Source organism: Streptomyces qaidamensis, from assembly GCF_001611795.1.
GTDB lineage: Bacteria > Actinomycetota > Actinomycetes > Streptomycetales > Streptomycetaceae > Streptomyces > Streptomyces qaidamensis.
Window position 1 is genome coordinate 6678916 of record NZ_CP015098.1, and the last position, 25636, is coordinate 6704551.

Sequence of the window (25636 nt, forward strand, 5' to 3'; positions counted from 1 at the left end):
CGCTCACCTCCGGACGGGATAGACCGCCTCCGGCAGGGAGGCGATGTACTGGTTGCGAAGGTCGGTGGCCGCCTCGCCGGACGGGACCGCTGTGCGGAGCTTCATCTCGTCGGCGTACAGGACGACCGAGGAGGCCGGGGTGCCGGGCAACCGGGCCTTCAGGCTCGCCTTCACCGCGTTGGAGGGGGCCGTGGCGGTGACCGAGTAGAAGGTCCACAGCCCAGCCCCGAGGGCGCTGACAGTGCCCTGAGAGGTCAGGAGGTTGGCGTTGCTCACGTCCAGCCAGTCGATGGCCAGGTTCACCGTGCCGTGCCCGGCGGGCGAGTAGAGCCACCCGGTGCCCGTATACGACTGGCCCACGGTGACGGCCGGGGAACCGGTGGCCGTCATGGAGATCAGCGGGGTGGCGGTGACGCCATCGGGGGTGAGCTTGTACGAGGCCACGCCCAGGTGGGCGAAGTCCGTGGAGCGTCCTCCGGTCCCGCCCGAAGCCGTCCACCCGGAGGCGTCCGTCTCGAAGTACGGGTTGGCGTTCAGGACGGGCTGGCCGCCCACGAGCCCCAGGAAGAAGTCCAGGGACGTTGTGGAGGACCGGGTGACCCCGCCGTCCGCGTGGCCCGTGAACGTCCGTGCAGAGCCCGCCAGGAAGGCGTTGCCGTCCGCGTCCTCCGAGGCCGCCGAGACGTACCCCGAGGAGGCCGTGGAGGTGGGCCCCTCCGGCGTCGCCAGGGACACGGAGAGCGTGGAGGACGCCCCGGTCTTCAGGAAGCCCTCGATCAGCCGGGAGCCGCGCCGGAGGCTGAGGTCCAGGGTCACCCTGCCGGGCACCGAGGACTTCACCAGCCGCACGATGACGTGTTCGGGCTCGTTGCGGAGCAGGGAGGCGCTGTCCCAGCCCGTGAGCACTGAGCCGGCCGTCACGTTCCACTGCTTCGTGAACCACGATCCGCCCGCGTAGGACTGGACGGCGAGGGTCGAGCCGGAGCCCGGCCCGACGCTGACCAGGCCGTTGCTCAGGGACCAGCCGGTGGCCGCCAGGAGGCGGTCCGTGCCGGTGACTTCCCGGCCCGTGCTCGTGGTGAAGCGGACCCGTCCGGCCATGTAGGCCGAGGGGCTGCACCCCCAGCGCGGGGAGACGTTGGCGGGGATGCCCCGGTACACGGTGATCGCCCCGTCGGCCCCGGTCCTCGTGAGGATGCTGGGAGCGGTCGAGCCGGTGAAGTACCCGTAGTGCCCGATGGGCGGGGCGTGCCAGCGCTCTCCGGTCAGGGAGAAGTCGTTCTGGCGCACTGCACCCGTCAGGCGGCTCTGGAGGTCCGTCTCGTTCTCGGTGCCCGCCCTCGTGAGGTCGAGCTTCCAGTCCGAGAGGAGGACCTCGTTCTTCCACTCGGTCAGATCCGCGGTGACCCCGGTGACGAGGTAGAAGCCGTTGCGCTCGGGCTTGTCCTCGAACGTCACCGGGAGGACGGAGCCCTCCAGGGCCAGCAGGTCGTCATGACGGTCCACGAGCTGCTGGCGCGTGAGGGGCGGGGACGCCTCCTGGCCGGAGACGGAGAGCGTGCGCTTCTCGCCTCCGGACTCGGAGACCTTGAAGACCTCCCGGAGGGCCAGCCGGCCCACCGTGAGCGTCCCCCATCCACCGGACTCGGGCATCAGACACGCTCCCTGTCGTACTTCCGGAGCGCTTCCTTCATCTCCGCCACCATCTGCTCGGCGACCTTGCGGCGCTGGGCAGGGCTGGTGAAGTCGAAGGAGCCGCTGACGTGGACGGAGAGGTTCTCGATGTGCGTCCCGGTCCTGGGCGTGGCCCCGACGGGACCGGAGAGGCCCACGGCGGCCTGGGCAGGCGCGAGAGCGCCCTCCATGGACCGCTTGACCTGGTAGCCCTTCTGGTCGATGCCCTCGGCCAGGCCGGTCATCATCGACTGGCCGGAGTACAGGGTCCAGCCCTTGCCCGAGAACGGGCCCTCCTTAGCCGGGGAGAACGGCAGGAGGTTGCGGGCGTCCTTCAGTACGCCGCCGATGGCGTCCTTGACGTTGCCCGCCATGTTCTTGATGCCGTCGATCAGGCCCTGGATGATCTTCCGGCCGGACTCCCTCAGCCACGAGGCCGCCCCGGAGAGCGCGCCCATGACCTTGCCCTTGATCCCGGAGACTGTGGAGGCGATCCGGCCGACGGCGTTGACCACCGCGTTCTTGGCGTTGTTGATGCCGTTCGAGATCGTCGTCCTCACCCAGTTCCAGGCGGTCGACGTGGCGTTCTTGATCGTTCCCCAGATCGATGAGATGCGCGTGGAGATCGCTCCCGTCACGGTGGAGATCACGGTCTTCACGCCGTTGATCAGCTCGGAGACCTTGTTCTTCACCCAGGTCCAGGCTGCGCTGGTGGCGCTCTTGATCTTGTCCCAGTGCTTGATGATCAAGCCGGGGCCCGTGAAGTTCAGGAAGATCTTGACGATGAAGTCGATCGCCTTGCTGATGAAGTCCTTGATCCCGTTCCAGATCTGCGAGGTCTTGGTCTTCACCGAGTTCCAGGCGCTGGCGATGCCGTCCTTGGCTGTGTTGAACCAGCCCGGGATGGTCTCGGTGAAAAAGCCCGCGACCGGCTGGAAGATGTTGTTGCGGATGAAGTTCCAGACGGTGGCCGTGGACTCCTTGATCCAGTTCCAGGCGGCTGTCCACGCCTTCGAGAACCAGTCGGTCTTGGTCGCGATCAGGACGATCGCCGCGATGAGGGCCACGATGCCGATGACGACCCATGTCATCGGGTTGGCGAACAGAGCGGCGTTCAGCGACCACTGGGAAGTGGTCCAGATGGCGTTGCGCAGAGCGACGATGGCCTGAGCTGCGGACCACAGCTTCATCGCGATGACCAGCGTGGTGATGATGCCCGCCAGGGCGGACAGGACCGGCGTCGGGACGTTCGCGATGATCTGCGCGAAGCTCTGGGCCAAGAGCAGGGTCGCCCCAGTGAAGGGCGCCAGGGCCATGACGATGTTGCCCACGGCCTTGGCCAGGTCGCCCACGATCTCAAGCAGCCGAGGGCCGTTTTCCTGGGCGTACTGGACGAACTTCTGGAAGCCCTGCGACTGGCCGAGACCCTGGCCCCACTCGGCGAAGCGGGCTGTCATCTCCGCGAAGCCGCCGGACATCTGACCACTCAGGGGCAGGAAGGCCATGATGATGCCGCCCACGCCCTTGGCGATGTTCTTCGCGCCCTCCAGCAGGTTCGTGAGGTTGCCGCCTGCCGTCTCCGCGAGCTTCTTCGCGAAGCGGTCGACGGCCCCGCCGTTCACGGCGGCCTCGATCTCGTCCATGAAGCCGCCCAAGGCGGTGGCCGTGGCCTTCACCAGAGGCGTGAGAGAGGGGAGGATCTTGCGCAGGATGCCGATCCCCTGGGTGAAGATCGGCATCGTGGTGCTGGCCAGGGAGTCCGACCACTTGTCGAAGTCTCCGCGCAGGCCGATGAAGGCCCGAGCGGTGTCCCTCGTAGCCGGAGGCATCTTGGCCAGAGCGTCGTTGTACGCCTTCTGCGCGGCAGCAGCCTTCTCGCCACCCTCGGCGGCTGCCTGCTGTGCCTTGTCGTAGAGCTTGACGGCTTCGCTGACGTCCTCGAACTGCGGCTTCACCGCTTGGGTGAAGGCCGCCAGTCCCGCACCGGCGGAGGCGAAGGCCGTAACCATGCCGCCCGCCGCGATGGCCACGCCTGAGCCGGCCGCCATGGCGGTGGGGCCCAGGAGGGTCAGCTTGGCGATGAACTGGTTGACGCCACGGATCGCGCCGGTGGTGTCGGCATCGACGTCCACGAAGGCGCTGGCGATCTGGAACGACACGGGCTCACACCTCCACCCTCTCGACCAGGCCGGGGTCCAGGAGGCTCACGTCCTCGACGTGCGTCTCTGGGGTGGAAGTGCTGCTCACGCCCTGCTTGCGCTGCTCCTCGTGAGCCGCGCGGGCCGACATCACGCCCTGGAAGGCGTGCGTGCGAAGGGCCAGCGAGAGGAATCGGGGACCGCTGATCTCGTCCCGCTCAAGGTCGATGCCGTAGATGCCCAGGAAGTCGGCATCGAGGTCTTCCTCGTGCTCGGTGACCCAGACCCACTCGACGATCGAGCGCTTCAGCGCTTCGAGGCTTTTCCCTGCTGGGCGGCCTGGCCGAAGGCGCGCTTCTGGATCTTGTCCAGGATCGCGTCGTACTGCTCGTCGGAGACCTCGCCCTGCTCGTTGCAGGCGTTCAGAGCCTCCAGCGCCTCTTCGCCCAGGATCAATTCGATCCCCATCTGGCTGGCGACCTCCTGGCCGTGGGCTCGGGCCTCCTTGAGGACCCGCATGGTCATCCAGCGGGGGATGATCTTCGGGATCGTGTACACCGTGCCGTCGATCGAGAAGACGGGGATGCGCTCGATCTCCTCGGCCTGTCGCTGGCCGGTGGAGATCTCGATGATCTCCGGCTCCTGGACGTTGTCTTCGTACTGAACCGCCTTGGTCCTGGCGGTACTGGCCCGGGGTGTGCGGGCAGCAGCCATGGGTGTGGCTCCTTCTGGATGATCAGGCCGTCTGGTCGATGACCTTGTACGGGGCGATGGAGGAGGTGACGTAGAAGGAGGCCCACTTCACGGAGAACAGGGTTTGGTCGTCCTTCTTGTAGGTGGACTCGACCTTGTCGTTGGAGAGGACCTTCCGGACGATCACGCGGCGACGGAAGCCCTGCGGGGCGTAGCCGTCGATCAGCAGGGCTCGGTACGTCGGCTGAGTGGCCGAGGTCGCGTAGGCGGGCTCGTACGACTTGTAGCCCGTGCCAGAGGCCGTGGTGCCGCCGTTGAGCACGACCTTCAGGTTGTCCAGCGTGGCCTGGGCGAGGTTCGTCTCGACCGTCAGGACTTCCTTGGTCTTCCGGGCTCCGGGGACCTGGACGATCTGGTCGACTTCCAGCTCGGTGTACGTCTGGTCGATCACGAGCTTCACGCCGTCCTGCGTGCCGCCGAGATCCGTCCAGGCCACGCCGGGAGCGGTGTTGATCGCAGTGTCCAGGGGCTCGGTGGCGCCGAAGTCGCCGATGTAGAGATCGGCCGGGCCCATGATCAGGTCGGTGGTCGTGACGGCCATGTCAGGCCCCCTTGCGCTGGGACGCCTTGGCGTCGGTGGTCTTGTCGGTGGCCTGGGCGGAGTCGCCCTCGGCCTCGTCGGGGAGCAGCAGGCCCTGACGTTGGAGGTCCAGGCGCTCGGCCTCGGTGACCTCGATGTCCAGGTGCGGCTGCATGGTGGTGCGAACCTTCATCGGGGAAGTCCCTTCATCAGCCGGGCAGCCGCGCTGGCCCGGGAAGCACTGCGGGGCGTCAGGCCGCCGACCAGTGAAGTTGCAGGTCGAACTGGACCCGGGCGAACCGGGCTTCGTCCGACGGGATGCGGCGGGGCTCGGAGACCGCGTAGGCGGACTGCACGCGCACCGTGCCGAAGAGGTCGGGAAGCTCCGTCAGGCGCTGGCCGGCTGTGTACGTGGCCGCGAGGATGAGCGCCCCGAGGTGACTCGCCAGGCCCCAGGGCGGCTCAGGACTGCCGGGCGTGGCCGCCCAGCAGTCGACCTGGACGACAGGGCGCCGCATGGGCAGATGGATGCCGGGGGTGCCGCCGACGGTCATCACCTGCACGAAGCCGTCAGGCCAGGTCGTTGGGTCCTTGGGCAGCTCGGTGCCCACGTCCGCCTGCATGTCGGGGACCTGCTGGAGCCAGGCGGTGGCTACCAGCTCGGTGGAGGGGTAGGGCATCAAGCCCGCTTCCGGTAGAGCGCGGGCCGGAGGAAGGGCTGTGCCCGCTGCTCCTCGGTGCCCAGCTCCACGTGGGACGCGTAGTCGGCCTCGGCAATGACCCGGTTGCCCTCGGGCCGGATGGACGCCCGGAGGTGCCCGGTGTCGACCGGAGCCAGGCGCCGGGCATCCTCGGCCACCTCTTCTGTGATCTGCTCCGCCTTGCGGTCGGCCTCCCGCTGGATCTCCAGCTCCCAGCCGGAGTTGATGGTGATGCGTGTTCGGGTCACCGCGGCCTCCTATGGGGTGTTGAGGCCCGGCTCGACCAGGCGGAGATCCAGGCGGAGGTCAGCCCGCTCTACGGGGCTGTGAGGCCGAGTGACGGCCTCCACGAGGTACGTGACGCCGTCCTCCAGGCGGAGGCGGTCGCGTTCCCTGACGTCGGTGTCGGGCGGCACCAGGCCGATCAGCTTCCGGATCACCGTCGTGCGCTGATCGGCGGGGACGAAGGTGGTCTGGGACTGTTCGGTGAGCCACACCGGGACGTTCGCCAGGACGGGAGTCGTGTCCGGGATCAGGTCCCCGAACTCGTTCTCCACGGAGCCGCGCAGGACATCCACGATGACCTCCGGCATGACGGTGCCGATGGCCTCCACGTGGTGAGCACCGCCAAACGGTGAGGGCCACCGAGCGGGCTGCTCCAGTACCTGGAGAAGCAGCCCGTCCCAGCGGATGCGGTCGTTGAAGCGGACGTCCGTCCCTGCGGGGAGGAACACCCGGTACGTGGGGCTGGAGTCCACCTGCCCGTCGGCCGGTTTGCCGCCCGTCTCCGGCTGTACATGCGCCTGTACGGACGTGCCGGTATCCACACCGTCCGGGTGGGTGATCGTGACGGAACCCGTGAGGATCGGGATCACCACGTCACCACCCAGCGGTTCAGGGCCCCAGAGACCCGGAGCGCCTGGAGAGCTGCCGGAGCGATGCGTCCCGGCTCGGTTCCCGAGGTGCCCCGCGTGTACTCGACTCCGCCGACCTGGACGCGGCCCCCCTGGCGCTGGGCACACGTGAGATCGCCCGTTGCCACCAGGTACTCGGCCTGGGCCAGCGTGGCCATACGCAGGGCCGTCTGGACCTTCGGATCGGTCGGCATCCCGTTGACGTCCGTGTTGTATACGGCGCCGATCAGGAGGCCGTCGATGTCGTCCGAGGCCCGGTCGAGCACCTTGGCGGCGTTCGCCGGTGTCGGGTCGGGGGCCAGATAGTCGATGAGCTGCTGCTCCGTCGCATAGGCCACGGCACACCCCCTACTGGGGCTCCGTGTCCCCGTACGCCTCGGCCAGCTCGTCGCGGGTCTGGGACTCCGCCTCGGCCTCGTCAGCGCCCTGGGAGACCGCGTAGGCCACCCAGTCCTTCTTCGAGGCGCTCTTGCTCGGCCGGGCGGCCGGCTCAGTGCCGGGAGCCTCGGGCTCCTCGGCCTCACCCTGGAAGGCGGACCCGTCCTCGTTGACGCGGACGAGCCCTCCCTCCTGCTCACGACGGGCGAAGGACTCGGTCAGCGGGAGGTCCAGCTCCCACACGTGGCCGCCCTCGCCCCGAAAGAACCCGGTCTCGGCCATGCTCAGACGCCCCGGGGAACCTTGAACGCCGTGATCGTGCCGGTGTGACCCGACTCGATGTCGACGTACAGGTTGCTGCCCGCCTGCTGGAAGCGAGAGCTGGAGACCGGACCGATCCAGGTCACGCCGGTGTTGGCCGCGACCGAGGCGGTGATGTCGCCCTGACCGCCGCGCCAGGCGGGCGGGTTGGTCCCACCGGCCTTGAGGGTGACGGTGTGGGCCGAGGTGTGGGTGTTGGTCACCCGGATCACCAGCTCCTCGGCGTGGACCGAGGAGAGGCTGATGACGTGGTCGTTGGTGGCGTCCAGGGTGGTCCCGGCCGGGTCCGCGAGGGACCCGTTGCCCACCAGGTTGGAGATCGGAACGGCGGTACGCGCCATGGTGGATACCTCTCAGGTGATCTGGACGAGCCGTCAGACGGCGGTCTTGGACGCGGTCAGAACGGCCAGGCCGTCGGGGCGGATGACCTTCGCGCCGTAGAGGTGCAGGCCACGGACTCCGGTGGCGAAGGTGGTCTCCAGGCGCAGGGCCTCAACCTCGGTGACCTGGTCCGCGAAGGAGATCGCGCCGGAGTAGCCCGCCATGACGGCGTAGTCGTCGCCGCTGATGATCGGGACGCTGTTGCTCTTCAGGACGCGCATGTTGTCGACCTGGCCGACCTCACCGTTGCGCAGGCCCGCCGAGGAGCCCGAGGCGTCCACGCGGACGAACTTGTCGTTGGTGAGGAGCAGGCCGTAGTACCACGGCGGCACGACGACCCAGCGGTCCTGGTCCGGGACGTTGCACTCGTCCAGCCGGACACCGAGGTCGATCAGGCCGTTGTACGCCTTGTCGCCATCGGTGATCGCGGTGGCCGCCTTGACGTTCGAGGACTGGACCTGGGTGTACAGGCTCGCCACGTAGGCGTCGGCCTTGTTCTTCAGGTTCCACGACGCGGCGTCGGTGCGGGCCGCCATCTCGTCGCCCGCCTGGGCCTTGTCGATGTCGTCGACCTTGAACGCGAAGGCGTCCGACTGGTCGACCTTGAGGGTCATCTCGGCGTCGGCGAGGTCCTCGTACGAGATCGTGTCGCCACGGTTGTACGTGAACACGGAGACGTCGCCCAGCATCTTGATGTGGACGGTGTCGCCCTGCTTCTTGATCTCGCCCTCGTAGTCGTGGTTCACGATTCCGGGGCCTGCGTAGACCAGGGACTTGCGGAGGGAGACGAGGGCCTGAGCGGCCCACACCTCGGGCTTGAAGACCATGAGTTCTCCTGTGGTCTCAGAGGGGTTTGTGGACGCGGCCTCGCACCTCGTGCGTCAGCCGGGGATGACGAGGCCGGGCCCAGCCGCAGGGCCCTGATCGCGTCTCGTCAGGAGGCGAGGTAGTCCTTCAGGAGGCCGTCCTCGCGGGCCTTGACCAGCTCCTCGGGGCTGAGCTTGGCCACCTCGGCAGCGGTGAGCTGGCGCTTGCCGCTCGTGCCGCCTGCCATGTCGACACCGCCCCGCGCGGGCACCGGGGGAGCGCCCTGGGCCTTCAGCCGGGGGTTGGCCTCCACGGCCTTCTTGATGGCCGCCTCGACGTTCGCCGCGAAGGTGTCGGACGTCGGGTCGAGCTTGTTGATCGCGCGCTCGAACGAGGCTGAATCCAGGAGGGCTTCGGGGTCCGCACCATGCTTCGAGGCCGTGTGGAACACCGCGAGCTTCACGGTGGCCGCTCGGGCCTGCTGGTCGGACTCCTGGGCCTTCTGGGCGATCTGCTCGGGGGTGAGCTTCTTCTCCTCACCGCCGCCGAAGAGAGAGCCGAACTTGCCCATGAACTCGGAGAACTGGGTCTCCAGGGCAGTGCGCTTGGTCTTCTCGGAGTCGACCTCCGCACGGAGGTTCTCCACGAGGCGCTGGGCCTTCGCGGGGTCGAACTCGCCTTCGAACTTCGGGGCCTTGCCGGTACCGCCGTCACCCTGGCCCTGTGAGCCGGCCGTGGGGCCGCTCGCGGGCTCCTGCGGGTTCTGGGTCTCCGGGGCCTTGCCCGGGTCTCCAGCGCCCTGCTGCGGGTTCTGCGGTTCGGTGGGAGTGGCCATGACGTCGTCCTCCTTGTGACGCTCGTCGAAGGGCCCGGCCACGCCTTGGCGACCGAGCGGGGAATCACTGGGGGAGGGGAGCGGGCTCCACGACGGGCCTTGCCGCCGGTGCCGGCCTCTCCTCGGCCAAGATCGCGGCGACCTCCTGGTCCACCTGCGTCTTGGTCCACGTCGGGTGCAGAGTCTGCACCCGGAGCTTCAGGGACATGGCCTTCGCCGAGACGAGGACCGTGAGGGTCTCGGCCAGTTCCTTCAGGGAGGGCTGGACGGCCGTGGGGAACGCCACGTCGATCCCGGCCTCCGGGGCGGACCGGGTGCCGAACACCTCGCGGTCGATGCCCAGGAGCGCCTGGAAGAGGCCCTGGAGGGCCGGACGCCAGTACAGGATCTTCTGGCCCCGGGTGCTCAGGCTCTGCTCCTTGCGGGCCTGGACCTCGGTAGCCGTCACGGCTGCCACGTCGCCCTTGCCGCCGAAGCTCTGCACCGAGTAGCCCGCGCTGGAGACGATCTGCTCGAACAGGGCCTCCGCCGTGGCGAGGTGCTGCTCCACGCGGATGTCGAACTGGTTCATCGTGACCGTGGCGTCCAGCGACTGGATGCCCACGAACGCCTCGCGCTCCATGTCGAAGCGCGCGGCCTTGCCGGGGCCCTCGATCTCAAGGGCCGCTTCCGGAACGATGATCCGGCTCTTGCCGAGGCGGAGGTCTCGCATCAGGCTCGTGTACGTCTCGTCCAGGGCGTCCATCAGCAGCTCGACCCCGGCGAGGTCGGAGCGTCCGAGGTTCACCGCTGCCCGGCAGCCGGCCCAGATGCGGTTGGGCCTGACGTTCGGCACGTACGCGGCCGTCATCCAGGGGATGTTGGTGAGGACCACACCGTCGTCGCCGTACAGCTCGGCGAGGTCCGCGGTGCCCTCGAAGGCGCTCAGGGGGATGCGTTCGCCCAGCTCGGCGGCCGTGCCCTTGTACAGGCCGTAGGAGATCGAGCCGCGCTCGTGCAGCTCCAGGAGCCGGAGCGTGCACTCGTCGTCCTGGTACTTCACGTCCCAGAAGGTCACGCCCTGGAGGCGGTCCCAGGCCCAGGAGCACACCGCACGCTCGGGGGACTCAGGGACGAGCCACGAGCGGTCCCCCATGCTCTGATCCCAGACGACCTTCAGGAAGACGCCTCCCATGGCCGCACAGATCTCGGCGGCCTGCTGGAGGGCGGCGTGCATCCCGTCCGTCTGGAAGGCGTCCAGTTCCTTCTGGGTCGTGCTGTCCGTGGAGGTGAACTTCGGCATCTCCGCGAAGAGGAGGCTGGCGCTCAGCTCGGCGATGTCGGCGGCCACAGGGACGTGGAGCTTGGTCCGCAGGGTGCCCGGCGTCAGCGTCTGGCCCCAGAAGGTCCGGGGGACGACCGTAGGCGCTGCTCCACGGGCCTTGTCGCTCGCGAAGTACGCCTGGGCCGTCGGGCTCGTGAGCCCGCTCGTGCCCCCGTACACGCTCGTCAGGGCATCCGAATCACCGGAGTACCAGGCGGTCCACTCGGTCAGCTTGCGGGCCACCGGGTCCAGCTCGGGCGGGGGCCAGAGGGTCTTCCCGCCGACAGGCAGAGGCATCCGGGGTCACCCCCGTCCTCATGTCGTCAGGCGGCCCGCCGGATCTGGTGCTGCCACAGGAGGCGGGTGGTCCGCAGGGCGTAGCGCAAGGCGTCCACGCCGTGGTCGTTCTGCTTCAGCGGTGCGTCCTGGCCTTCCAGAGCGGCCTTGGGGTCCCAGGTGTACGAATCCATCTCCTTCAGCAGCTCGCGGCACGAGCTGTGGATCAGGAGCTGACGGTTGGCCAGGAGGTTGGAGACGAGGCGGATGCCGTCGATCACCGCGTTGTCGGCCGCCGTGGGGTTCAGACCGTCCGTACGGAGCTGGGAGATGAAGCTCGCCGCGCTGGGGTCCACCACGACGTACTGAGGCCGTACACGGCCGTGCTGAGGCACGTTGTCCAGCCACCCAACCACCCGCCGGGATGCCTCCGCCTGGGTCAGGGAGAGGCTCCCGGAGTCCTTGGCATACCGGTACTCGGAGGCGACGTAGAGCCGCCGGTCCTCGCCCAGTCCGATCAGGACCGCGTGGGTCGGGTTGGTCGCGCCGTAGTCGATGCCCACCGAGATCCACTTGCGGATCTGCGGGAGGATGTCGACGACCTGGGTGGTCGAGTCGAACATGTCGTAGATCGCGCCCTGGGCGGCGACCCACTGACCGAGGACGAAGCGCTTGTAGAAGAGCCCGACGTTGCTCCGCTTGATGTCGGAGACGTACTCGGGGTCCAGGTGCGTGTTGTCGTCCAGCGTGAAGCTGAAGACCTTCATGGCGGCCCGGCGCTCCGGGTCGTCGATGTTCCGGACCTTCAACCAGTGCGTGGGCGAGTCGGGGTTCGTGGAGGCGTACACCCTCGCCCCGGCTACACGCATGCGGGTCCGGAGCATCTCCCAGAAGACCTCCGGGAGCAGGGTGGCCTCGTCCACGTACGCACCGGCGCACGTCATGCCCCGGATCTTGTTCTCGGCCTTGATGTCGTTCGCGCCGATCACGTGGACCAGCCGGCCGAAGATCCGGCAGGTAGGCGCACCGGGGGTGTAGTCGACCTGCTCCGCCAGCTCCCCGAAGATCTCCGGGTTCATCAGCGGCTGGAGGACGTTGCGGTACAGGGAGTCCCGGGTCTTGCCGATCATGACCAGCTCGCCCGTGGTGGACGCCTGGGGGACGAACATCATCCAGGCCCACGCCGAGGCGATGGTCTTGCCCGAGGAGACCGCACCTTCCCAGAGGTTCACCCGTCGGTTGGCTGCCGCGATGCTGCGGATCTGCTTCGGGCTGAAGCGCTCCAGGAGGAACTGGGTGCTACGAGCCGTACTCGTCGGCATCGTCGCCCCCAAGCTCCCGGGCTGCGGTCGCCATGGCATCACTGAGGCTCTGGAGGAGCCCTCGGGCGTTCTCCCGCCCCGTGTCCCCGGCGTCGACCTGGGCGAGCTTCAGTGCGCTCGTGATGGCACTGGAGGCGGCCAGCGTGAAGTCCTTGGTCTCCTTCGCCGGGGGTTCCGGGACGGACTCGGTGGTGATCTCGCCGGTGTGGCTGAAGCCCGTCAGGAGGTACCGGCTCCGGGCTCGCGTCATCGTGTGCTCGGCGAGATCGAGGAACTGCTCCTGGAGCCGCTGGCGCCTGTCCTTCAGATCGACCTGACGGGCGTCAGTGGCGGCCCTGACGGCCTCCCTGTCGAAGGAGAGGCCGAGGCGCTGAGCGTGGTTCGTGATGGTGCCGACGGACCACTCCATCTGACGGGCGATCTCGTTCCGGCTGACGCCGTCAGCGTGGAGCTGACGGAGGGTCTCTTCGTCCAGTGCGGAGAAGGTTCGGGACGACACGGCCGGCTCACCCCCTCGCACGCGTGTGGTGACGGGTGACCGGTCAGTCAGCGAGAACGGCTGACGGTGCCCCGGTTGCCCTGACAACATCAGCGCCATGCAGATTGTTCAGGTCCTGTTGGCCGCCGTGAGCGCCATGGGTGTTTCCGGCATCTCGTCCTGGCTCGTCGACCGTTCGATCAAGAAAGAGGTCGATCAGCTCGATATGGAGCCGGAGACGGAGCCTTCGAGCGGAGACTCGCGTACGCGTACGCTCGAAAAGGACTTCACGAAGATGCTGCGCAAGTACTACGCACATGGACTCTCGCAGGCGCGCATCAACCAAGTGACGAGTGTCAGCTTCTCGGTTCTCGGCGGCCTTGTACTGCTGGGAGGCGTTGGACTTGCCATCTGGAAGGCAGAGACGACTGGTGAGTTCTACGCCGCGATCGTCACCAGCGTGGCGGGTCTGGTGATGTCCGTGGTTGCGACACTCTTTCATCGCCGTGCCGACAAGGCGCTTGAGCATCTGACGGACCAGACTAGGAATCTCAGGGCGGATATGGCGACGGAGCGTGATGCTCGGCAGGCCGTTGCCCTCCTTGACGACGTCCAGAACTCAGCCCTGAAATCCCAGCTACAGGCTGCGCTAATTCTGAAGTTTGCCCAGGCAGAGATCCCTGTCCTGAACGGTGTCAACCTGAATGGCGCGACGACGGCTAACGGATCGGAAGCGACTGTTCCGACGTCACTGAACTAGGGGACGCTAGGGCCAAGAGGCGCTTGGCCTTGGCCCGGGTGGCCTTCTCGGCCCTCGCGACGTCGAGATGGCGGAAGAGCCTCTGGCCTCGGTGATCGAGGCCCCCGACTTTCAAATGGCCCCTGTTGACCCACGAGTAGACCGTCACGACGCTGACGCCCGTCAGCTCGGCGGCCTCTCGGGCCGTCAGCCAGATTTCGTCCTCCACTGAGGCCCTCCCGCACATGCGAAAGGCCCCGGTCCGCCAATGGCGTCGGGGCCTGCACGAGGACGCACCTCGCCTGCTGCGTTCGATTATGCGGTCGTTCGTTAGGGAAAGCAAGTACTGGCTCTGATGGGCGTCAGTTCCGCTCCGCGACGTGCTGACGCATGCCCGCGAACCCCGGGCTATCGGGGGGAAGGGGATCGCCACGTAAGAAGGCCCCGAGGATCTCCGTCCCCTCTCGCGCTGCGGACTGCATCCATTGGATCTGGCCACCAGCACGGAGCCCGGGAACCAGGAGCCACGCATTGCCGACCTCGTACACGGCCTCCAGGCGCTCCCGGAGCTGCGAGTGGGGGATCAGCAGGACAGAGGCGTTCATGGCCATGAGGCGTCGCTGCCCGGCGTGCATGAAGTCCTGGAAGGGCCCGCTGAAGCCGTACTGGTGGTCCGCGGCGGGGTGCTCCTGGTAGTGAACCATCAACTCGTGCCGGAGCTGGACCAGTTCGCTCAGGGCGGCCTGGGCCGCTTCACGCCGGTAGCCCTCCAGTCGCTCGGTCTTTGCGGTCCTCGACTGGAGCCATCCGCCCAGGACTGCTCCTCCGGCGCCTAAGACCGCACCCCCGAGACCGATCAGCCCCACCAGTGTTTCCGTCTGCATGACGTCCCCCTCCAAGGCGCACGAGTAGTCGAGGTGACGGGCGTCATGACGGATTCGAACGACGGCGATCCTCCTCCGCCCACCCCTCTTCCCGCATCTCCCGCTGCGTGGTCTCCCTCTTCTCCCTGGATGTGGGCGTGGGCAGGGAGTCTCCACGCATGTAGGCCGAGAGCAGTGCGATCGAGTGTTCTGCATCGAAGTGGCTCAAGTACGGCTCATGCTCCGACTGCCATGCATCGACGTCCATAGATGTACGGACAACTTCCAGAGCGTCCCGGAGGCGCTCCCTCAGCTCGTTGGCCTCCGGGATGAGGGCGGCATTCAGCTCCGCGCTATACGTGTGGTCGTAGCCCGTTTGGTACCACTGATTTCTCTCTTCAGCGGACATGCCGACCTTCCACGTGGAGACATGTCTTCGCAGGTCGTACAGCTCGGTGAGGGCCTTGTCGGCTGCGGTCCTACCGCGCTCCTCCAGAAGGTCGGCTCGGGCCTCCTCCCGCCTCTTCTGCTCCATCTGCGCCTGGTGCCGTTGCTGAACCCATGTGCCCAAGAAAGCTCCGCCCGCGCCCATGGCGGCACCGCCGAAGCCCCACAGAGCAGCCACTACCTCTGGTTCCATACAGATCATCATGCCGACGGGACCAACCCGCATGGGGCTAATCCCGTCAAGTCCCTGTGGGTGCTTCCGGCCGTCAGGCGGGCGGCAGCTCCTTCAGCTCCGGCTCCTTCTGCTCGACCCTCAGCCGGGCCTGTCGGCATGAGCCGTCGGAGTTGGGGAGGCTGGCGTCAGCCAGGGCCTGACGGATGTGGCGGGTCGCGGGCCTCCCTCTCAACTCGTCGTAGAGCCGCCGGACGATCTCATCCGCCGAGGGCTTCTGCGGACTCTCGGAGGCCTTCTCCGGCTCCTCGGGGACGCGGGCCGTGACGACCTCGGGGCGGGGTGTCAGAGCAGTGCTGACGGCCTTGACGGTAGGCGGTGGGAGAGCGGGCATCGCCTTGATCACGGCGGGCTTCCACGGGGGAGCACTGGTCCTGCTGAGGTTCACCGTCGGCGGCACCGGCTCGGGACTGACGACAGGCCTCATGACGGTCACGCCCGCCAAGTGCAGGGTGTGCGCGGCGACCAGCGGAGGGACGGCACTGACGGCCACCACCACGGCGGGGCCCTTGACGAGATACCCAGCCTCGATCAGGTGGGCGATCACCTGGGCCGTCATCGCCAACAGCAAGGCCAGCACGGCACCCACGTTGGCCTGACGCCTCTCCGGACTGCCCTTCGTGAGGCTGGACGCAATGGCGGCGGCCACTCCGGCATAGAGGGACATCACCAGCGGCATGACGGCGGCGAAGGGAGGGGTCCACCCGGCCAGGAGGGCCAGGCGGTACTCGCCCGGCGCCGACAGTGCCAGGGCTGCGGTGAGCACGGCGGGTCGGCCGGCTGTCGTGGCGGTGCGGACCAACCAGGTCGAAGACGGGGAAGACCCCGCGCCCTTGGGGGACGCGGGGCTCTTGCGGGGACTCACGAGCGTCAGGCCTCCTGGGGCTTGCTGACGGCCTGGTAGGCCTCCCGGACAAGCTGCTGGTAGTCCCGCTCGTCGAGCTTCACAGAGCTGCACAGCACGCACTCGGCTGCCCAGCCAGAGTGGTCCTCCCTGACGAGCGTCAGCATCTCGCAGCTCGGACACGGCACCGGCAGGGGCACCCGTCGGGGGTCGGTGCGGGTGATGGCCTTGACGGCTCGCATCAGCTCCCGGAGTTCCAGCTCGAAGTCGACGACCCAGACCTGGTCGCAGATCCAGCCGAGGTGCGTCAGGAGCCGGTTCGTCAGAGTGCTGACGTGAGTCCTGACGGGCGTCAGGCGGCGCTCCTCTGTGACCACCTGGCACCAGGTCTCCAACACTGCCAGGACAGGCGCCTCGCCGATCTGGTCCTCGGCGTCAGTGACGCTCTGACGGGCGTACGGACCCACGAGGTTCAGGGTGTCCAGGCGGCCCGGCAGAGGGGCGTGGAGGCGGGTGGAGGACCTGCCGTCACCGCCCCTCTGCTCCCGCTGCCGGGACATCGCGAGGAAGACGTACTGCTCGGGGATCTGGGCGAGGAGCCCGCGGAGCCGGGCCTGGCACGAGACACAGGTGCGAGTTTCAGCGGTCCGGTCGCACACCACGCACGTGGTGGATTCGGTCATCGGGCCCTCCGGATCCGTCGGAGGACCGCGACGATCAGGCCCGTGACGATGCCCAAGGCGAGAAGGTGGAAGCCGTAGTTGACGTAGTCGATCGTGGTGGACCTCACCGGTCCTCCTGCGTCTTCTGGAACTCGTGGCGGACATCGGAGAAGTGGATCAAGGAGCCGGGAAAGAAGCCGCCCAAGCCCTCGTCGAGCAGTTCGACTTCCACGATGGGGAGTTGCGGGTCGGGCACCGGCTCGTCGACCGAGTACATGCCCAAGAGGCTGTTGGCCTGGTCGGAGGTCAACATCGGCTCACCGCAGATGCCGGTCCCGTGATCGGCCTGGCAGTACCAGAACTCCCGGACGGCGGCCGTACCGAGATCGAGCACGCGGCCTCCGCAGTCGGAGACGGGCATGACGCGGTGGGCCTGCCAGGCGTCTCGGGCGATCTCCGTCAGCCGGGTCGCGATCAGGTCGTTGATGTTGATCGAGATGGTCACCGGTCGTTCTCCATGTCGTCGTCGTTGATCTCGTCGTTGTCGACCGCCGCCCAGAAGGCATCCAAGGCGGCGTCTGCGGCCTCGTCGTGCAGCTCCACCAGGGAGCCGTCGCGGCGCTTCTCCCAGACCCGGACGGGCCGGCAGGTGACCGTCTCGATCACGGAGGACCCGTCGGGCCGCTCGTGGACTTCGATGTCCTCGATCTGCTCCGGGCCGTAGCCCACGATCACGTCGTCGAAGATGCTCACTGGGCCTCCTCGGCCAGCCAGACGCCGCTGACCTTGCGGACCAGGCCCCTGGCCTCCAGGGCGGACAGGGACCTCCAGACGGTGTTCTCGGCCATGCCGAGGACCTCGGCCATCGGTTTAATGCGCTGCGGGTCGGCGACGGCCCGGGTGTACGCCCAGACGACCTTGGCGGTGTGGGTGAAGTCCGGGTCCGTCAGAACCGCGTGGATCTCCTTCGCGCTCACCGGCTCGGGGTTCAGGCGCGTCATCAGGCGGCACCCTTCTGGAGCTTCGTGCGAAGGGCCTCGATGCGCGTCCGGAGGTCGAGCGGGGAGGAGAGTTCCACCACGTTGGCCGGCTCGGTCAGGCGAGCCCGGGAGATGAGCAGCTCGGCGCCGACCTCCATGGCCGCACTCTTGATGTCGTCCAGGGTCATCAGGCCGTCGGGGTGGCGCAGGGCGAGCTTCGAGGTGATGAACAGGACCCCGTTGTCCAGGGTCTTGAGCTGCTCCTCAGTCAGGTAGTCCTTGGCGGACCGGGAGGGCCGCAGCTCACCGGCCTTCTTGCCCTGGTAGTCCCGCTTGTAGCGCTCGCCGCTGACCTGCGGCTGGCGGTCCCGGACGGTCTTGGCCGTCATGCCGAACAGCCCGAGGTAGATGATGTTCTGGACGTCCGCGAAGTCGCGATCGTAGCCTCCGGCCTCCTTCACGGCACGGACGATCGAGCGGTAGTCCTTCTTCTCCTGGAGGCGGGCTTCCAGCAACTCGTCGATGTCTCGCTCGATACGCGGCTTCATCGCCTTGAGCTGCTCGACCGGAGCGCTCGCGTTGATCACGAAGCCCTCGCGCTCGACCTCCTCCAGGAGGTCGAAGATCTGGTCGCGGAACTCAACCGCCTTGGGGAGACGGGACAGCATCAGCAGGTGGAAGACCCCGCGCTTGTAGATGACCTTCATGGTCTGCGGGCCGCCGGGAGTCTGGATGACTTCCTCACCGACGTAAAGGGGGCGGGAATTTCCCGCCTCCTTCGCCTGCGTCTCGACGAGGGCTCGGACGAACGCCTCAGTGTTGGCCTTGTAGCCGACGCCCTTCCGAAGATCGGCTGCGGCCATGAAGGAAGCCTGCTCGCGGGTGCTGAATCCCATCCGGAGCGGGGTGCCAGGGAAGATCTCCTGGATCGCCCGGAAGATGCTCGGGAGCTGAACGGTGCTCACGGGAGCCCTTTCGACTCACGCATAAGGGAGGTCCCTATGCGGGCCTCCAGCGGAGTCGTATCGCCTCTGCGGCGATGCCTCAATGATAGCAGTGAATTCCCACTTGGGGGAATGTATGGGTCAGGTGATTGAGGGCGCAGGCTTACTACTGGATTTCTTGTAGTAATGCTCTCTACGGGAATCCTTGGGGTAAGCGCAGACCTTGGCAGATGTGCTATCTGCGTGCCTATGCTGACCCATAGACACGACGAAGCCCCGGCCTAGGAACCGGGGCTCGTCAGCGGCTTATTTAAAAAGCCGGGTTGGTCCAAGAGGCCATCACCCCTCCGAGACCAGTACTCCGTCCGCCTCTACACATTCGGAGCGCCAATGAAAGCTATCGTCGATTCTACCGGCCAGATGCCTTCGGGTCGAATCGCTCCCCAGGAATCTTCGGAGTCCGTGAACTCCGCCCACCTCGTCGAGATCGCCCAGCGCATGGCCCGCGAATCGCAGGCCCTCACCGAGGCCGTCATCTCCTGGCAGCTCGTCACTCGCCCGTACCTGGACGGCTCTCGGGGAATCGCCCGCTGGTCCAACCTCTCCGACAAGACGGTTCGGGAGGTCGCAGGTCCCACCGGTGGCCTCTCCGAATTTAAATTCCTCTGGACCAGGACCCGGGGCCACTCCTCCGCCACCGTGGATGAGCGCGAGGAGATGCAGCTCCGGTTCCACTCCAATACGCGCACCGACTACCGCAGTACTTCACCTAAGAACCTTCAGGCCCCTGGCCCCCTGGGGGGTGCCCTGGCCCTTGGGGAGGGAGAGGAGAAGATCTTGGAGGGTAATGCGGTAGTGAGTGCGCGTATCAGTGAGAGGGGTCAGGAGGCCCTGGCCAACGGCCTGAAGACCCTCGCCCGACTGGACACGATGAAGGGCATGGGGGAAGGGGCGAGGATCCTGCGGGCTCTCGACGCCTCCCTGGACGTCTGGAGTGAGACGCAAGGTCAGGACGCCCCCGACTTCGCCCTGGGGCGTCAGGGGTGGAAGCTCGCGGTGCTGTGCGGCCTGCGGGACGTGACCCTCTCAGTCGCCGACATCCAGGACCTGACCGGGCTCTCGAAGCGGGGCGCCCAGGCCCTCGTGGCCAGGATGACCAAGGCGCTCCCCGGACTGGTCCAGAAGATCCGTCAGGGCCGTTCCTTCGTCTACGAGATCGCTTGGGCCCAGGTCTTCGACGAGGCCCTGGGGGAACGGTACGACGAGCGCGTGGCCCGCCACGACATCCGGAACCGTCGGGCCGCCCAAGACAAGGCGGTCCAGGAGACCTCGGCCCGTCGGGGGACCGGCCCCGGGTACATCGCGTACCTGCACTCCACGGCCAACGCCAAGCGGGAGCAGTACCTCGCGGACCGCCCGCTGCCCGAGAGCGCCTCCGAGGAGTTCAAGGCCCTGGTGGCCGAGGGCAATGAGATGGCGCTCTTCGAGTACTTCAAAGCCCAGGAGGTCGAGGCGGGGCCCGTTCCGGACTCCCCGGCCGTTCTCGTGGAGGAGGCCGCGGTATCCCGGCCGGCTCAGGAGTTCTTGGGGGCCCAGCGCTTCATGGCCCTCTCCGAGCAGGACCGGCAGGAGACTCTGGCCGCCATGCGTCGGAGGATGTCCGGGGTCGGCTCGGCCTGACGCGCGCGGAGGATGTGCCAGGAGGTCTCGCAGCCGAGGAGGGCGACGACACCGCCCTCCTCCCGGGCCTTGCGGGCTTCCTCCAGCAGCTCGGGGAGCACCGGCTCGTCGGAGCCCGGGTAGTAGAGGGGCCAGGTGTGCTGCGCGATGTTCATCGATGCCTCCGGGGGATGGTCTTCCTTCGTCCCCTACTGGTGTGAGGTCCGCAGCAGACAGGAACCTCAGGGCAGAGATTTGAAGTGCCGTGATCCAGGTGGATGATGGCCCTCCAGCAATGCCGACAAGGGGGGGTAGGCGATGAGAGATCTCGCGACCGCGATGGTGTTCCTCAAGGCCCGTCTTCGCGAGGACGAAACTGCTGCTCGCGCAGTGAAGCCCGGCAAGGACGAGGGCGTGGCAGTGTTGCGGGACCGGGCCCTGGCCGATGTCAAGGCCAAGCGCCGACTCGTGGCCTGGGTGGAGGCGAACCAGGGGACGACATGGAAGGCGAACGCGGAGGCCCAGGGCCTCAACTTCTGGCAGAAGGGGATCGTGGACGTGATCGCCGCTGTCCCTGAGTATTTCCGTAGCCCGGTGATCGCCAGACTCCTTACGGCGTACGAAGACCACCCCGACTTCCAGCCCGAGTGGAAGCTGGTCGAGGTTGAGGATGAGTACGAGCCCGCCGACCACGAGAAGCGTCGGTGAACCCTGAAGCCCGCCAGGAGGCCCTGAGGCGCCACGGCCTGGGGGAGACCGAGGACGGCTTCGAGCTGACGCTGGCGGGCTACCAGAAGGCCTCCCGGCGAGCGCTGATCCTCCGGGACCAGGGTGACCCTGAGGCGATCCAGATACTGGCCTTGGCCTCCTCTGACCCGCGCCGCTGGGAGTACGCCCGGTGCCTCGCGATCGATGCGTTCACCGCCGATGTGCGCCAGTCAGGAATTTAAATTCCTCACCCCTCGGGAATGCTGGAGCGAACGCATTCCCGAGTAACGGAGCGGTCGCTTCCCGTCACTTCAAACGGCTAACATAGTCGAGGCCGCACGAACGAAGGCCCGCCTCTGGGGAGAGGCGGGCCTTCGAATTTAAATATCTCTGGGGAGAGACGGATCGGGTGCTGTAACACCTGATATGGGGAAACCTGTGGGCGATCTTAGCCGTATTCGCACGGTAGAGCTAGACGATGAGAAGCACTACTCCTTGTGGGACGCCACTCGCGTGCTGGGCTACAACTCCTACGCCGTGGCCCACCGCAAGATCCCTCGGCAGGCCAGGAAACGGGTCCCCTGGGCGGTCTTCGGTGAGGAGGGGCCCCGGGCGCGGACCCTGACCACTGCTGTGAATGACATCGGGCTGCGCCATCTGGTGGCGAACTCGAAGCGGGCTGCCGCCCGGGACCTGGCGGTGGAACTCGGCATGGAGTTGTGTGTCGTCCCCACCTCGGAATCCGAGGTCATCCGGATCGTCAGAGCTGCTCTGGCGCCGATCGAGGTTGAGGAAGAGTGCAAGGTCGGCGACTACGTCGTGAGCGCCTACTGCCCCGGCCTTGGCGTCGTCATCGAGTACGACCGGCTGAGTGATTCGCGGTTCGACCGGGAGGCCGAGTTTTGGAGGCGGGTCCTCATCGAGGACAAGCTCAACTGCGCGTTCGTGACGTTCGACCCGAAGCGCCGGGACTTCAATCCGGGCGACGTTATCAACCAGATCCTGACGATAGAGCTGCCGAAGCGGGCTGAGCAGTCCGCTTAATCCCTCCAAGAAATCCTGGAGGGAATCCAAGAAGTCAAACGAAAGTTGTGCTGTCACCCGATTGGGTGGCAGCATTTCTATTGTTCGTCAGACGCATTGCCGTTCACGGCCAGCAGTCCACGCGATGACGGGCCTCGTGAAGTTCCATCAAGCGTCGGCAGACCGGCCCTGTGGGTCAAGGGTCGCGGTGCGGGCAGGTGAGGAGCACCCCATGCAGGACGGCAGCGCGATACGGGCCGAGGAGGCCGGCGAGTGGCTCCGGAGGACGATGACGGACGCGGCGGAGCGGCGGAGTGAGCTGATCATCCGCAGTGACGAGGCCATGGATGTCCGGTCGCGCGAACGGCTGAGGGAGATTCTGTTCGGGCGGCTCCCGTAGAACTGCCGAGCGGCCAGGGGGGAACATGACCGATGACCAGGTGAGGCGCGAGGCGCTCTTCCGCGCTCTGGATGCTGTGGCGCAGGTGGCAAAGCCCGGACAACTCCGAGCCGTTGTGTACACCCGGGTGAGCACCGAGGACCAGCGGAAGGGGTACGGCATCGCCTACACCGGCAAGCGGGTTGTGAAGCACATCGCCGACAAAGGCTGGGCTCTGACGAACATCTTCGCCGATGAGGGCTTCAGCGGGAGCTTGGATCACACGCAGCGGCCGGACGTGAAGGAGCTGATGCGCCAGGCCCGCATGACGCCCAAGCCGTTTGACGTCGTGGCGGTGTACGAAGACCGAGCTATCGGCCGCAAGGGCCGCGCCTTTTGGCCATGGGTCTGGGAGCTGCAAGACCTTGGCATCTTCACGGCCGTGGTGGCGGGGGACTACGACAACACAACCGAAGAGGGCGAGTCCCGGATGCGCAAGGCCGCAGACCGGGCTGAGGACGAGCTGGTCACCATTCGGAACCGCACCCAGGGCGGCCTTCAGGAGAAGGCCGAATTCATGGGCGGTGAAGGCGCCTACCTTGGCGGCAACGTCCCCTTCGGATACCGGATCAAGAACAAGGGCATGACGGGCGAAAGCCACCTCGTCCCCGATGACTGTGAGTGCGCGGGCGAATGCGCCACGAACCATGAGACAGACTGCATGCATCTGGCCGTGGAGCGATTCGTCGCCACGCTCTCCTACGACAAGGCGGGGGAAGACCTGAACCAGGCCGGATTCCGGCGCAAGAACGGCGCCCTCTGGGACCACGGGTCCGTCTGGAACCTGCTGAACTCCAGGACCACCCTGGAGGCCGTGATGGTCCACCGCGGATCCAAGGACGTCGTCCTGGACAAGGCGGGCAAGCCCCGCTACGGCAAGCCGGTAGAGATCAAACTGAAGCCGATCCTGACACCCCGGGAGCTGGCCGACCTCGCCGAGGCGAAGGCGAAGCGCCCCCGCCGCCGGGCGCCGAAGAGATTCGTTTACAGCCTGGCCGGACGGATCGTGAGTCCCTGCGGGCACGTCTACGTCGGCAACGGAAAGTCTCGCCAGGGCGACAAGCACGGCCGCAGCCCCTTCAAGGCCATGCGATGCAGTGGCGCATCCGGCTCTATCCTCAAGACCGAGCGCTGTGATTGCCCCATCATCCGGGCGGAACCCGTGGAGCGCGAGAGCTGGCGTCTGGTGAAGAAGCTCCTTCAGGACCCGGAGGAGCTTCACCGCCTGGCGACCGAAGCCCTACAGGCCAGGCCCGAGACCGGTGTCGACTTCGACAGTCGGCTGAAGGATCTCACCAAGCGCATTGCCGAGCTGGAAGAGTCCATCGACTTGATGCTGATGGCTGCCGCCCGGCAGGCGGCGGCGCGGAGCATGGGCCGGGCGGAGGCGGAGAAGTACCTCGCCAGAATGACCGCTCAACCGAACGCGGAGCTGGCGGACCTCCAGAAGCAGCGCATGGACATCGAAAGCTGGAAGGAGGAGGCCGAGGCCGTGGAGGACACCGCCGAACAGTTGGCGGCGCTGGCAGGGAAGGCGCAGGTGCGACTCGGCGAGAAGACGCTTGAGGAGCAGGCGGAACTCTTCGACCTTCTGCAAGCCGAGGTCGAGATCGTGGGGAACGTACCGTGTCGCCCGTTGGGTCGCCCTTGTCAGGCTGGGGCCTTCTTCGTGCAGCGCGGTCTGACGGTGCCGTGCCTGACCGATGAGGCGTGGTCGAGGGTTGCGGACATCGTTTCCGTGTTCTCGCCCCGTTTCCCTTCCCGGGACATCCTGGCGGCGTTCCTGGCGAAGGCCCGCACAGGGGTCTCGTGGAAGAAGCTGGACGCCGGGGTGCCGCACACCACGCTCATGAACCACTGGATCCGCTGGGGCGCCGCAGGTGGTCTGGAGGCCGTTATGGAGCGTCTGGCGGGCATGCCGGGGACACCGCCCCCTGACCACGACGCCGTCACGGTCAAGGTTCGCTGCACCGTCCTGCCGGAAGTGCTTCTCGCGGAGCAGGGGGAAGACGGTAACGGTGCCCTTACCTCCAGCGACGGTTCGATCGTTGGCGAGATCCCGAGCCGTACGGGATCACCGGATAGAGTGGCAGGGCGATGACCGCTGATTCCTCCCCCGACGTGCGCCTGGACCGCGCCTTGGCCTGCCTGCGTGGACTGTCCGTCGGGGACGCCCTCGGCTCCCAGTACTTCGTGCCGGTGAACTACCCGCTGCTGAAGCGCCGCGAGGTGCCGTCCGGGCCCTGGCAGTGGACGGACGACACGGAGATGGCCGGCTCGGTCGTCGCCGTCCTGGCCGCCCACCACCGCATCGACCAGGACGCCCTGGCCCGCTCCTTCGCCGAGCACCACGACTTCGACCGGGGCTACGGCCCTGCGGTCAACCGCCTGCTGCGCCTCGTCCGGGAGGGTGGCGACTGGCGGGAGCTCGCCGCGGCCCTCTTCAAGGGGCAGGGCTCCTGGGGCAACGGTGCGGCGATGCGGATCGCCCCGCTGGGCGCCTGGTACGCGGATGATCCGGAACAGGCGACCCACCAGGCGGAGATCTCCGCGTACACCACCCACCAGCACCGCGAGGGCGTCGTCGGGGCCATGGCCGTCGCCGCTGCTGCCGCGTTCGCCGCCGCTCCCGACGGACCGCCCGGCGCCGAAGCCCTCCTCGACGGTGTCATCGACCTGGTGCCCAAGAGCGCCGTGGGCGCGGGGCTTCGCCGGGCCCGGGACATGCTCGACTACGGTGACCCGGGTACGGTCGCGGCCGTGCTGGGCTGCGGGCGGCGTACGACCGCCCATGACACGGTGCCCTTCGCTCTCTGGTCGGCCGCGAGAAGTCTCGGCGACTACGAGCAGGCGTTCTGGACGACCGCGCAGGTGGGCGGGGATGTCGACACCACATGCGCCATCGTCGGTGGCGTGATCGCCGCGGGCAAGGCGGGGACTCCGCCCACCGAGTGGGTGGAACGGACGGAGCCGCTTCCGGACTGGGTGCCCACGTCGGTCTGACGGCCATGCTCTCCGCTTCGGGAACTCTCCGTGCAACTCGGGAACTCTCCGTGACCGGCCGCCCGTTGTCCTGACATCCGCTGTGCGAGCCGTCGGGGCGCGTACGGGCCGGGAGCGTGAAGGGGGTGGCGGGTGGTCACGGAGGCTGTGCTCGCCGTTCTGCTCCGCTGGTGGGGCGCTGTCGTCCGTCGTAGGGGACGGGCACGCTTGATCGCGCTGCCGCCCACACCGTTGCGCTCCCTGCTGCAGCCCGGCCGTCCGCAGTCGGAGGCGAACCGGCCCGGCGCCCGTC

At 67.4% G+C, this 25636-nt stretch carries 34 protein-coding genes; 8 read left to right on the forward strand and 26 right to left on the reverse strand.

Annotation, left to right across the window (positions count from 1 at the left end; all coding sequences use genetic code 11):
- Positions 1-3: 3 nt before the first annotated feature.
- From A4E84_RS29745 to A4E84_RS29815, 17 genes are all read right to left on the reverse strand, one after another.
- Entirely contained in the window at positions 4-1653 is a 1650-nt protein-coding gene (locus A4E84_RS29745; protein WP_062929479.1) for a hypothetical protein, read from the reverse strand.
- The gene (locus A4E84_RS29750; RefSeq protein WP_062929480.1) at positions 1653-3833 is read right to left on the reverse strand and encodes a phage tail protein; all 2181 of its coding nucleotides are present in this window, start codon (positions 3831-3833) and stop codon (positions 1653-1655) included. Before A4E84_RS29750 ends, A4E84_RS29745 begins: the two co-directional genes overlap by 1 nt.
- Positions 3834-3837: 4 nt before the next feature.
- Entirely contained in the window at positions 3838-3963 is a 126-nt protein-coding gene (locus A4E84_RS45275) for a hypothetical protein (protein WP_257784353.1), read from the reverse strand.
- A gap of 155 nt (positions 3964-4118) precedes the next feature.
- Positions 4119-4526, reverse strand: a complete 408-nt coding sequence (locus tag A4E84_RS29755) for a hypothetical protein (RefSeq protein ID WP_062929481.1) — start codon at positions 4524-4526, stop codon at positions 4119-4121.
- Between the two features lie 22 nt (positions 4527-4548).
- Complete coding sequence (locus A4E84_RS29760; protein ID WP_062929482.1) at positions 4549-5106, reverse strand: phage tail tube protein; 558 nt, start codon at positions 5104-5106, stop codon at positions 4549-4551.
- Position 5107: 1 nt separating this feature from the next.
- Positions 5108-5278 (reverse strand): hypothetical protein, encoded by a 171-nt coding sequence (locus A4E84_RS43060; RefSeq protein ID WP_159029632.1) that lies wholly within the window; start codon positions 5276-5278, stop codon positions 5108-5110.
- 58 nt (positions 5279-5336) lie between these two features.
- The gene (locus tag A4E84_RS29765) at positions 5337-5765 is read right to left on the reverse strand and encodes a hypothetical protein (RefSeq protein ID WP_062929483.1); all 429 of its coding nucleotides are present in this window, start codon (positions 5763-5765) and stop codon (positions 5337-5339) included.
- A complete protein-coding gene (locus tag A4E84_RS29770; RefSeq protein ID WP_062929484.1) occupies positions 5765-6034 on the reverse strand; it encodes an HK97-gp10 family putative phage morphogenesis protein in 270 nt (89 codons plus the stop codon). Before A4E84_RS29770 ends, A4E84_RS29765 begins: the two co-directional genes overlap by 1 nt.
- 9 nt (positions 6035-6043) lie before the next feature.
- On the reverse strand, positions 6044-6664 hold the full coding sequence (locus A4E84_RS29775; RefSeq protein WP_062929485.1) for a hypothetical protein: 621 nt from the start codon (positions 6662-6664) through the stop codon (positions 6044-6046).
- The gene (locus A4E84_RS29780) at positions 6658-7038 is read right to left on the reverse strand and encodes a hypothetical protein (RefSeq protein ID WP_062929486.1); all 381 of its coding nucleotides are present in this window, start codon (positions 7036-7038) and stop codon (positions 6658-6660) included. The genes A4E84_RS29775 and A4E84_RS29780 overlap by 7 nt, the downstream gene beginning before the upstream one ends.
- A gap of 10 nt (positions 7039-7048) precedes the next feature.
- Positions 7049-7360 (reverse strand): hypothetical protein, encoded by a 312-nt coding sequence (locus A4E84_RS29785; RefSeq protein WP_062929487.1) that lies wholly within the window; start codon positions 7358-7360, stop codon positions 7049-7051.
- 2 nt (positions 7361-7362) lie between these two features.
- A complete protein-coding gene (locus A4E84_RS29790; RefSeq protein WP_062929488.1) occupies positions 7363-7740 on the reverse strand; it encodes a hypothetical protein in 378 nt (125 codons plus the stop codon).
- Between the two features lie 33 nt (positions 7741-7773).
- Positions 7774-8607, reverse strand: a complete 834-nt coding sequence (locus A4E84_RS29795) for a phage major capsid protein (protein ID WP_062929489.1) — start codon at positions 8605-8607, stop codon at positions 7774-7776.
- A gap of 107 nt (positions 8608-8714) precedes the next feature.
- Positions 8715-9422: a hypothetical protein gene (locus A4E84_RS29800; RefSeq protein WP_159029633.1), complete on the reverse strand. Its 708-nt coding sequence runs from the start codon at positions 9420-9422 to the stop codon at positions 8715-8717.
- Positions 9423-9486: 64 nt separating this feature from the next.
- Positions 9487-11022, reverse strand: coding sequence for a phage portal protein (locus tag A4E84_RS29805; protein WP_062929491.1), 1536 nt, complete (start codon positions 11020-11022; stop codon positions 9487-9489).
- A 26-nt stretch (positions 11023-11048) separates the two neighbouring features.
- The gene (locus tag A4E84_RS29810) at positions 11049-12323 is read right to left on the reverse strand and encodes a PBSX family phage terminase large subunit (protein ID WP_062929492.1); all 1275 of its coding nucleotides are present in this window, start codon (positions 12321-12323) and stop codon (positions 11049-11051) included.
- The gene (locus A4E84_RS29815; protein WP_062929493.1) at positions 12301-12822 is read right to left on the reverse strand and encodes a hypothetical protein; all 522 of its coding nucleotides are present in this window, start codon (positions 12820-12822) and stop codon (positions 12301-12303) included. Before A4E84_RS29815 ends, A4E84_RS29810 begins: the two co-directional genes overlap by 23 nt.
- Before the next feature lie 97 nt (positions 12823-12919).
- On the opposite strand from A4E84_RS29815, the gene A4E84_RS29820 reads away from it, so the two are divergent.
- Positions 12920-13561: a TRADD-N-associated membrane domain-containing protein gene (locus tag A4E84_RS29820; protein WP_062929494.1), complete on the forward strand. Its 642-nt coding sequence runs from the start codon at positions 12920-12922 to the stop codon at positions 13559-13561.
- Here the strand turns inward: A4E84_RS29820 and A4E84_RS45845 are convergent.
- The 9 genes from A4E84_RS45845 to A4E84_RS29860 form a co-directional block, all read right to left on the reverse strand.
- Positions 13521-13787: a helix-turn-helix domain-containing protein gene (locus tag A4E84_RS45845; RefSeq protein WP_079129167.1), complete on the reverse strand. Its 267-nt coding sequence runs from the start codon at positions 13785-13787 to the stop codon at positions 13521-13523. The genes A4E84_RS29820 and A4E84_RS45845 overlap by 41 nt on opposite strands.
- A gap of 115 nt (positions 13788-13902) precedes the next feature.
- Positions 13903-14424: a hypothetical protein gene (locus A4E84_RS29825; protein WP_159029634.1), complete on the reverse strand. Its 522-nt coding sequence runs from the start codon at positions 14422-14424 to the stop codon at positions 13903-13905.
- A 43-nt stretch (positions 14425-14467) separates the two neighbouring features.
- The gene (locus A4E84_RS29830) at positions 14468-15043 is read right to left on the reverse strand and encodes a hypothetical protein (RefSeq protein WP_159029635.1); all 576 of its coding nucleotides are present in this window, start codon (positions 15041-15043) and stop codon (positions 14468-14470) included.
- A gap of 73 nt (positions 15044-15116) precedes the next feature.
- Positions 15117-15947, reverse strand: a complete 831-nt coding sequence (locus A4E84_RS29835; RefSeq protein WP_063827520.1) for a hypothetical protein — start codon at positions 15945-15947, stop codon at positions 15117-15119.
- Positions 15948-15952: 5 nt separating this feature from the next.
- Positions 15953-16609 (reverse strand): hypothetical protein, encoded by a 657-nt coding sequence (locus tag A4E84_RS29840; RefSeq protein ID WP_062929498.1) that lies wholly within the window; start codon positions 16607-16609, stop codon positions 15953-15955.
- Between the two features lie 103 nt (positions 16610-16712).
- A complete protein-coding gene (locus A4E84_RS29845) occupies positions 16713-17093 on the reverse strand; it encodes a hypothetical protein (RefSeq protein ID WP_062929499.1) in 381 nt (126 codons plus the stop codon).
- Positions 17090-17341 carry a hypothetical protein gene (locus A4E84_RS29850; RefSeq protein WP_062929500.1) on the reverse strand — a complete coding sequence of 84 codons (252 nt, stop codon included), beginning with the start codon at positions 17339-17341 and terminating at the stop codon, positions 17090-17092. The genes A4E84_RS29845 and A4E84_RS29850 overlap by 4 nt, the downstream gene beginning before the upstream one ends.
- Entirely contained in the window at positions 17338-17589 is a 252-nt protein-coding gene (locus A4E84_RS29855; RefSeq protein WP_062929501.1) for a helix-turn-helix domain-containing protein, read from the reverse strand. The genes A4E84_RS29850 and A4E84_RS29855 overlap by 4 nt, the downstream gene beginning before the upstream one ends.
- Positions 17589-18533 carry a BRO-N domain-containing protein gene (locus tag A4E84_RS29860; protein WP_062929502.1) on the reverse strand — a complete coding sequence of 315 codons (945 nt, stop codon included), beginning with the start codon at positions 18531-18533 and terminating at the stop codon, positions 17589-17591. The genes A4E84_RS29855 and A4E84_RS29860 overlap by 1 nt, the downstream gene beginning before the upstream one ends.
- 441 nt (positions 18534-18974) lie before the next feature.
- Between A4E84_RS29860 and A4E84_RS29865 the strand changes: the two genes are divergently transcribed.
- From A4E84_RS29865 to A4E84_RS29890, 7 genes are all read left to right on the forward strand, one after another.
- Entirely contained in the window at positions 18975-20192 is a 1218-nt protein-coding gene (locus A4E84_RS29865) for a hypothetical protein (RefSeq protein WP_062929503.1), read from the forward strand.
- Positions 20193-20489: 297 nt separating this feature from the next.
- A complete protein-coding gene (locus A4E84_RS29870) occupies positions 20490-20879 on the forward strand; it encodes a DUF6221 family protein (RefSeq protein WP_237305019.1) in 390 nt (129 codons plus the stop codon).
- Positions 20876-21121 (forward strand): hypothetical protein, encoded by a 246-nt coding sequence (locus A4E84_RS29875; protein WP_062929505.1) that lies wholly within the window; start codon positions 20876-20878, stop codon positions 21119-21121. The genes A4E84_RS29870 and A4E84_RS29875 overlap by 4 nt, the downstream gene beginning before the upstream one ends.
- A 196-nt stretch (positions 21122-21317) precedes the next feature.
- Positions 21318-21923 (forward strand): hypothetical protein, encoded by a 606-nt coding sequence (locus A4E84_RS29880; protein ID WP_062929506.1) that lies wholly within the window; start codon positions 21318-21320, stop codon positions 21921-21923.
- A 211-nt stretch (positions 21924-22134) separates the two neighbouring features.
- Entirely contained in the window at positions 22135-22302 is a 168-nt protein-coding gene (locus A4E84_RS43065; protein ID WP_159029636.1) for a hypothetical protein, read from the forward strand.
- Between the two features lie 25 nt (positions 22303-22327).
- Positions 22328-24442: a recombinase family protein gene (locus A4E84_RS29885; protein WP_062929507.1), complete on the forward strand. Its 2115-nt coding sequence runs from the start codon at positions 22328-22330 to the stop codon at positions 24440-24442.
- Complete coding sequence (locus A4E84_RS29890; RefSeq protein WP_062929508.1) at positions 24439-25344, forward strand: ADP-ribosylglycohydrolase family protein; 906 nt, start codon at positions 24439-24441, stop codon at positions 25342-25344. Before A4E84_RS29885 ends, A4E84_RS29890 begins: the two co-directional genes overlap by 4 nt.
- The last annotated feature ends 292 nt before the right edge of the window (positions 25345-25636 follow it).

Excerpts from the sequence above, each read along its gene's own strand:
- A4E84_RS45845 (WP_079129167.1), bottom strand. The coding sequence starts at position 13,787 with ATGTGCGGGAGGGCCTCAGTGGAGGACGAAATCTGGCTGACGGCCCGA.
- A4E84_RS29790 (WP_062929488.1), bottom strand. The coding sequence starts at position 7,740 with ATGGCGCGTACCGCCGTTCCGATCTCCAACCTGGTGGGCAACGGGTCC.
- A4E84_RS29830 (WP_159029635.1), bottom strand. The coding sequence starts at position 15,043 with ATGGAACCAGAGGTAGTGGCTGCTCTGTGGGGCTTCGGCGGTGCCGCC.
- A4E84_RS29870 (WP_237305019.1), top strand. The coding sequence starts at position 20,490 with ATGAGAGATCTCGCGACCGCGATGGTGTTCCTCAAGGCCCGTCTTCGC.
- A4E84_RS29765 (WP_062929483.1), bottom strand. The coding sequence starts at position 5,765 with ATGCCCTACCCCTCCACCGAGCTGGTAGCCACCGCCTGGCTCCAGCAG.
- A4E84_RS43065 (WP_159029636.1), top strand. The coding sequence starts at position 22,135 with ATGCAGGACGGCAGCGCGATACGGGCCGAGGAGGCCGGCGAGTGGCTC.
- A4E84_RS29785 (WP_062929487.1), bottom strand. The coding sequence starts at position 7,360 with ATGGCCGAGACCGGGTTCTTTCGGGGCGAGGGCGGCCACGTGTGGGAG.
- A4E84_RS29805 (WP_062929491.1), bottom strand. The coding sequence starts at position 11,022 with ATGCCTCTGCCTGTCGGCGGGAAGACCCTCTGGCCCCCGCCCGAGCTG.
- A4E84_RS29745 (WP_062929479.1), bottom strand. The coding sequence starts at position 1,653 with ATGCCCGAGTCCGGTGGATGGGGGACGCTCACGGTGGGCCGGCTGGCC.
- A4E84_RS29795 (WP_062929489.1), bottom strand. The coding sequence starts at position 8,607 with ATGGTCTTCAAGCCCGAGGTGTGGGCCGCTCAGGCCCTCGTCTCCCTC.
- A4E84_RS29890 (WP_062929508.1), top strand. The coding sequence starts at position 24,439 with ATGACCGCTGATTCCTCCCCCGACGTGCGCCTGGACCGCGCCTTGGCC.
- A4E84_RS43060 (WP_159029632.1), bottom strand. The coding sequence starts at position 5,278 with ATGAAGGTTCGCACCACCATGCAGCCGCACCTGGACATCGAGGTCACC.
- A4E84_RS29755 (WP_062929481.1), bottom strand. The coding sequence starts at position 4,526 with ATGGCTGCTGCCCGCACACCCCGGGCCAGTACCGCCAGGACCAAGGCG.
- A4E84_RS29800 (WP_159029633.1), bottom strand. The coding sequence starts at position 9,422 with ATGGCCACTCCCACCGAACCGCAGAACCCGCAGCAGGGCGCTGGAGAC.
- A4E84_RS29820 (WP_062929494.1), top strand. The coding sequence starts at position 12,920 with ATGCAGATTGTTCAGGTCCTGTTGGCCGCCGTGAGCGCCATGGGTGTT.
- A4E84_RS45275 (WP_257784353.1), bottom strand. The coding sequence starts at position 3,963 with ATGTCGGCCCGCGCGGCTCACGAGGAGCAGCGCAAGCAGGGCGTGAGC.
- A4E84_RS29810 (WP_062929492.1), bottom strand. The coding sequence starts at position 12,323 with ATGCCGACGAGTACGGCTCGTAGCACCCAGTTCCTCCTGGAGCGCTTC.
- A4E84_RS29840 (WP_062929498.1), bottom strand. The coding sequence starts at position 16,609 with ATGACCGAATCCACCACGTGCGTGGTGTGCGACCGGACCGCTGAAACT.
- A4E84_RS29760 (WP_062929482.1), bottom strand. The coding sequence starts at position 5,106 with ATGGCCGTCACGACCACCGACCTGATCATGGGCCCGGCCGATCTCTAC.
- A4E84_RS29855 (WP_062929501.1), bottom strand. The coding sequence starts at position 17,589 with ATGACGCGCCTGAACCCCGAGCCGGTGAGCGCGAAGGAGATCCACGCG.
- A4E84_RS29825 (WP_159029634.1), bottom strand. The coding sequence starts at position 14,424 with ATGCAGACGGAAACACTGGTGGGGCTGATCGGTCTCGGGGGTGCGGTC.
- A4E84_RS29885 (WP_062929507.1), top strand. The coding sequence starts at position 22,328 with ATGACCGATGACCAGGTGAGGCGCGAGGCGCTCTTCCGCGCTCTGGAT.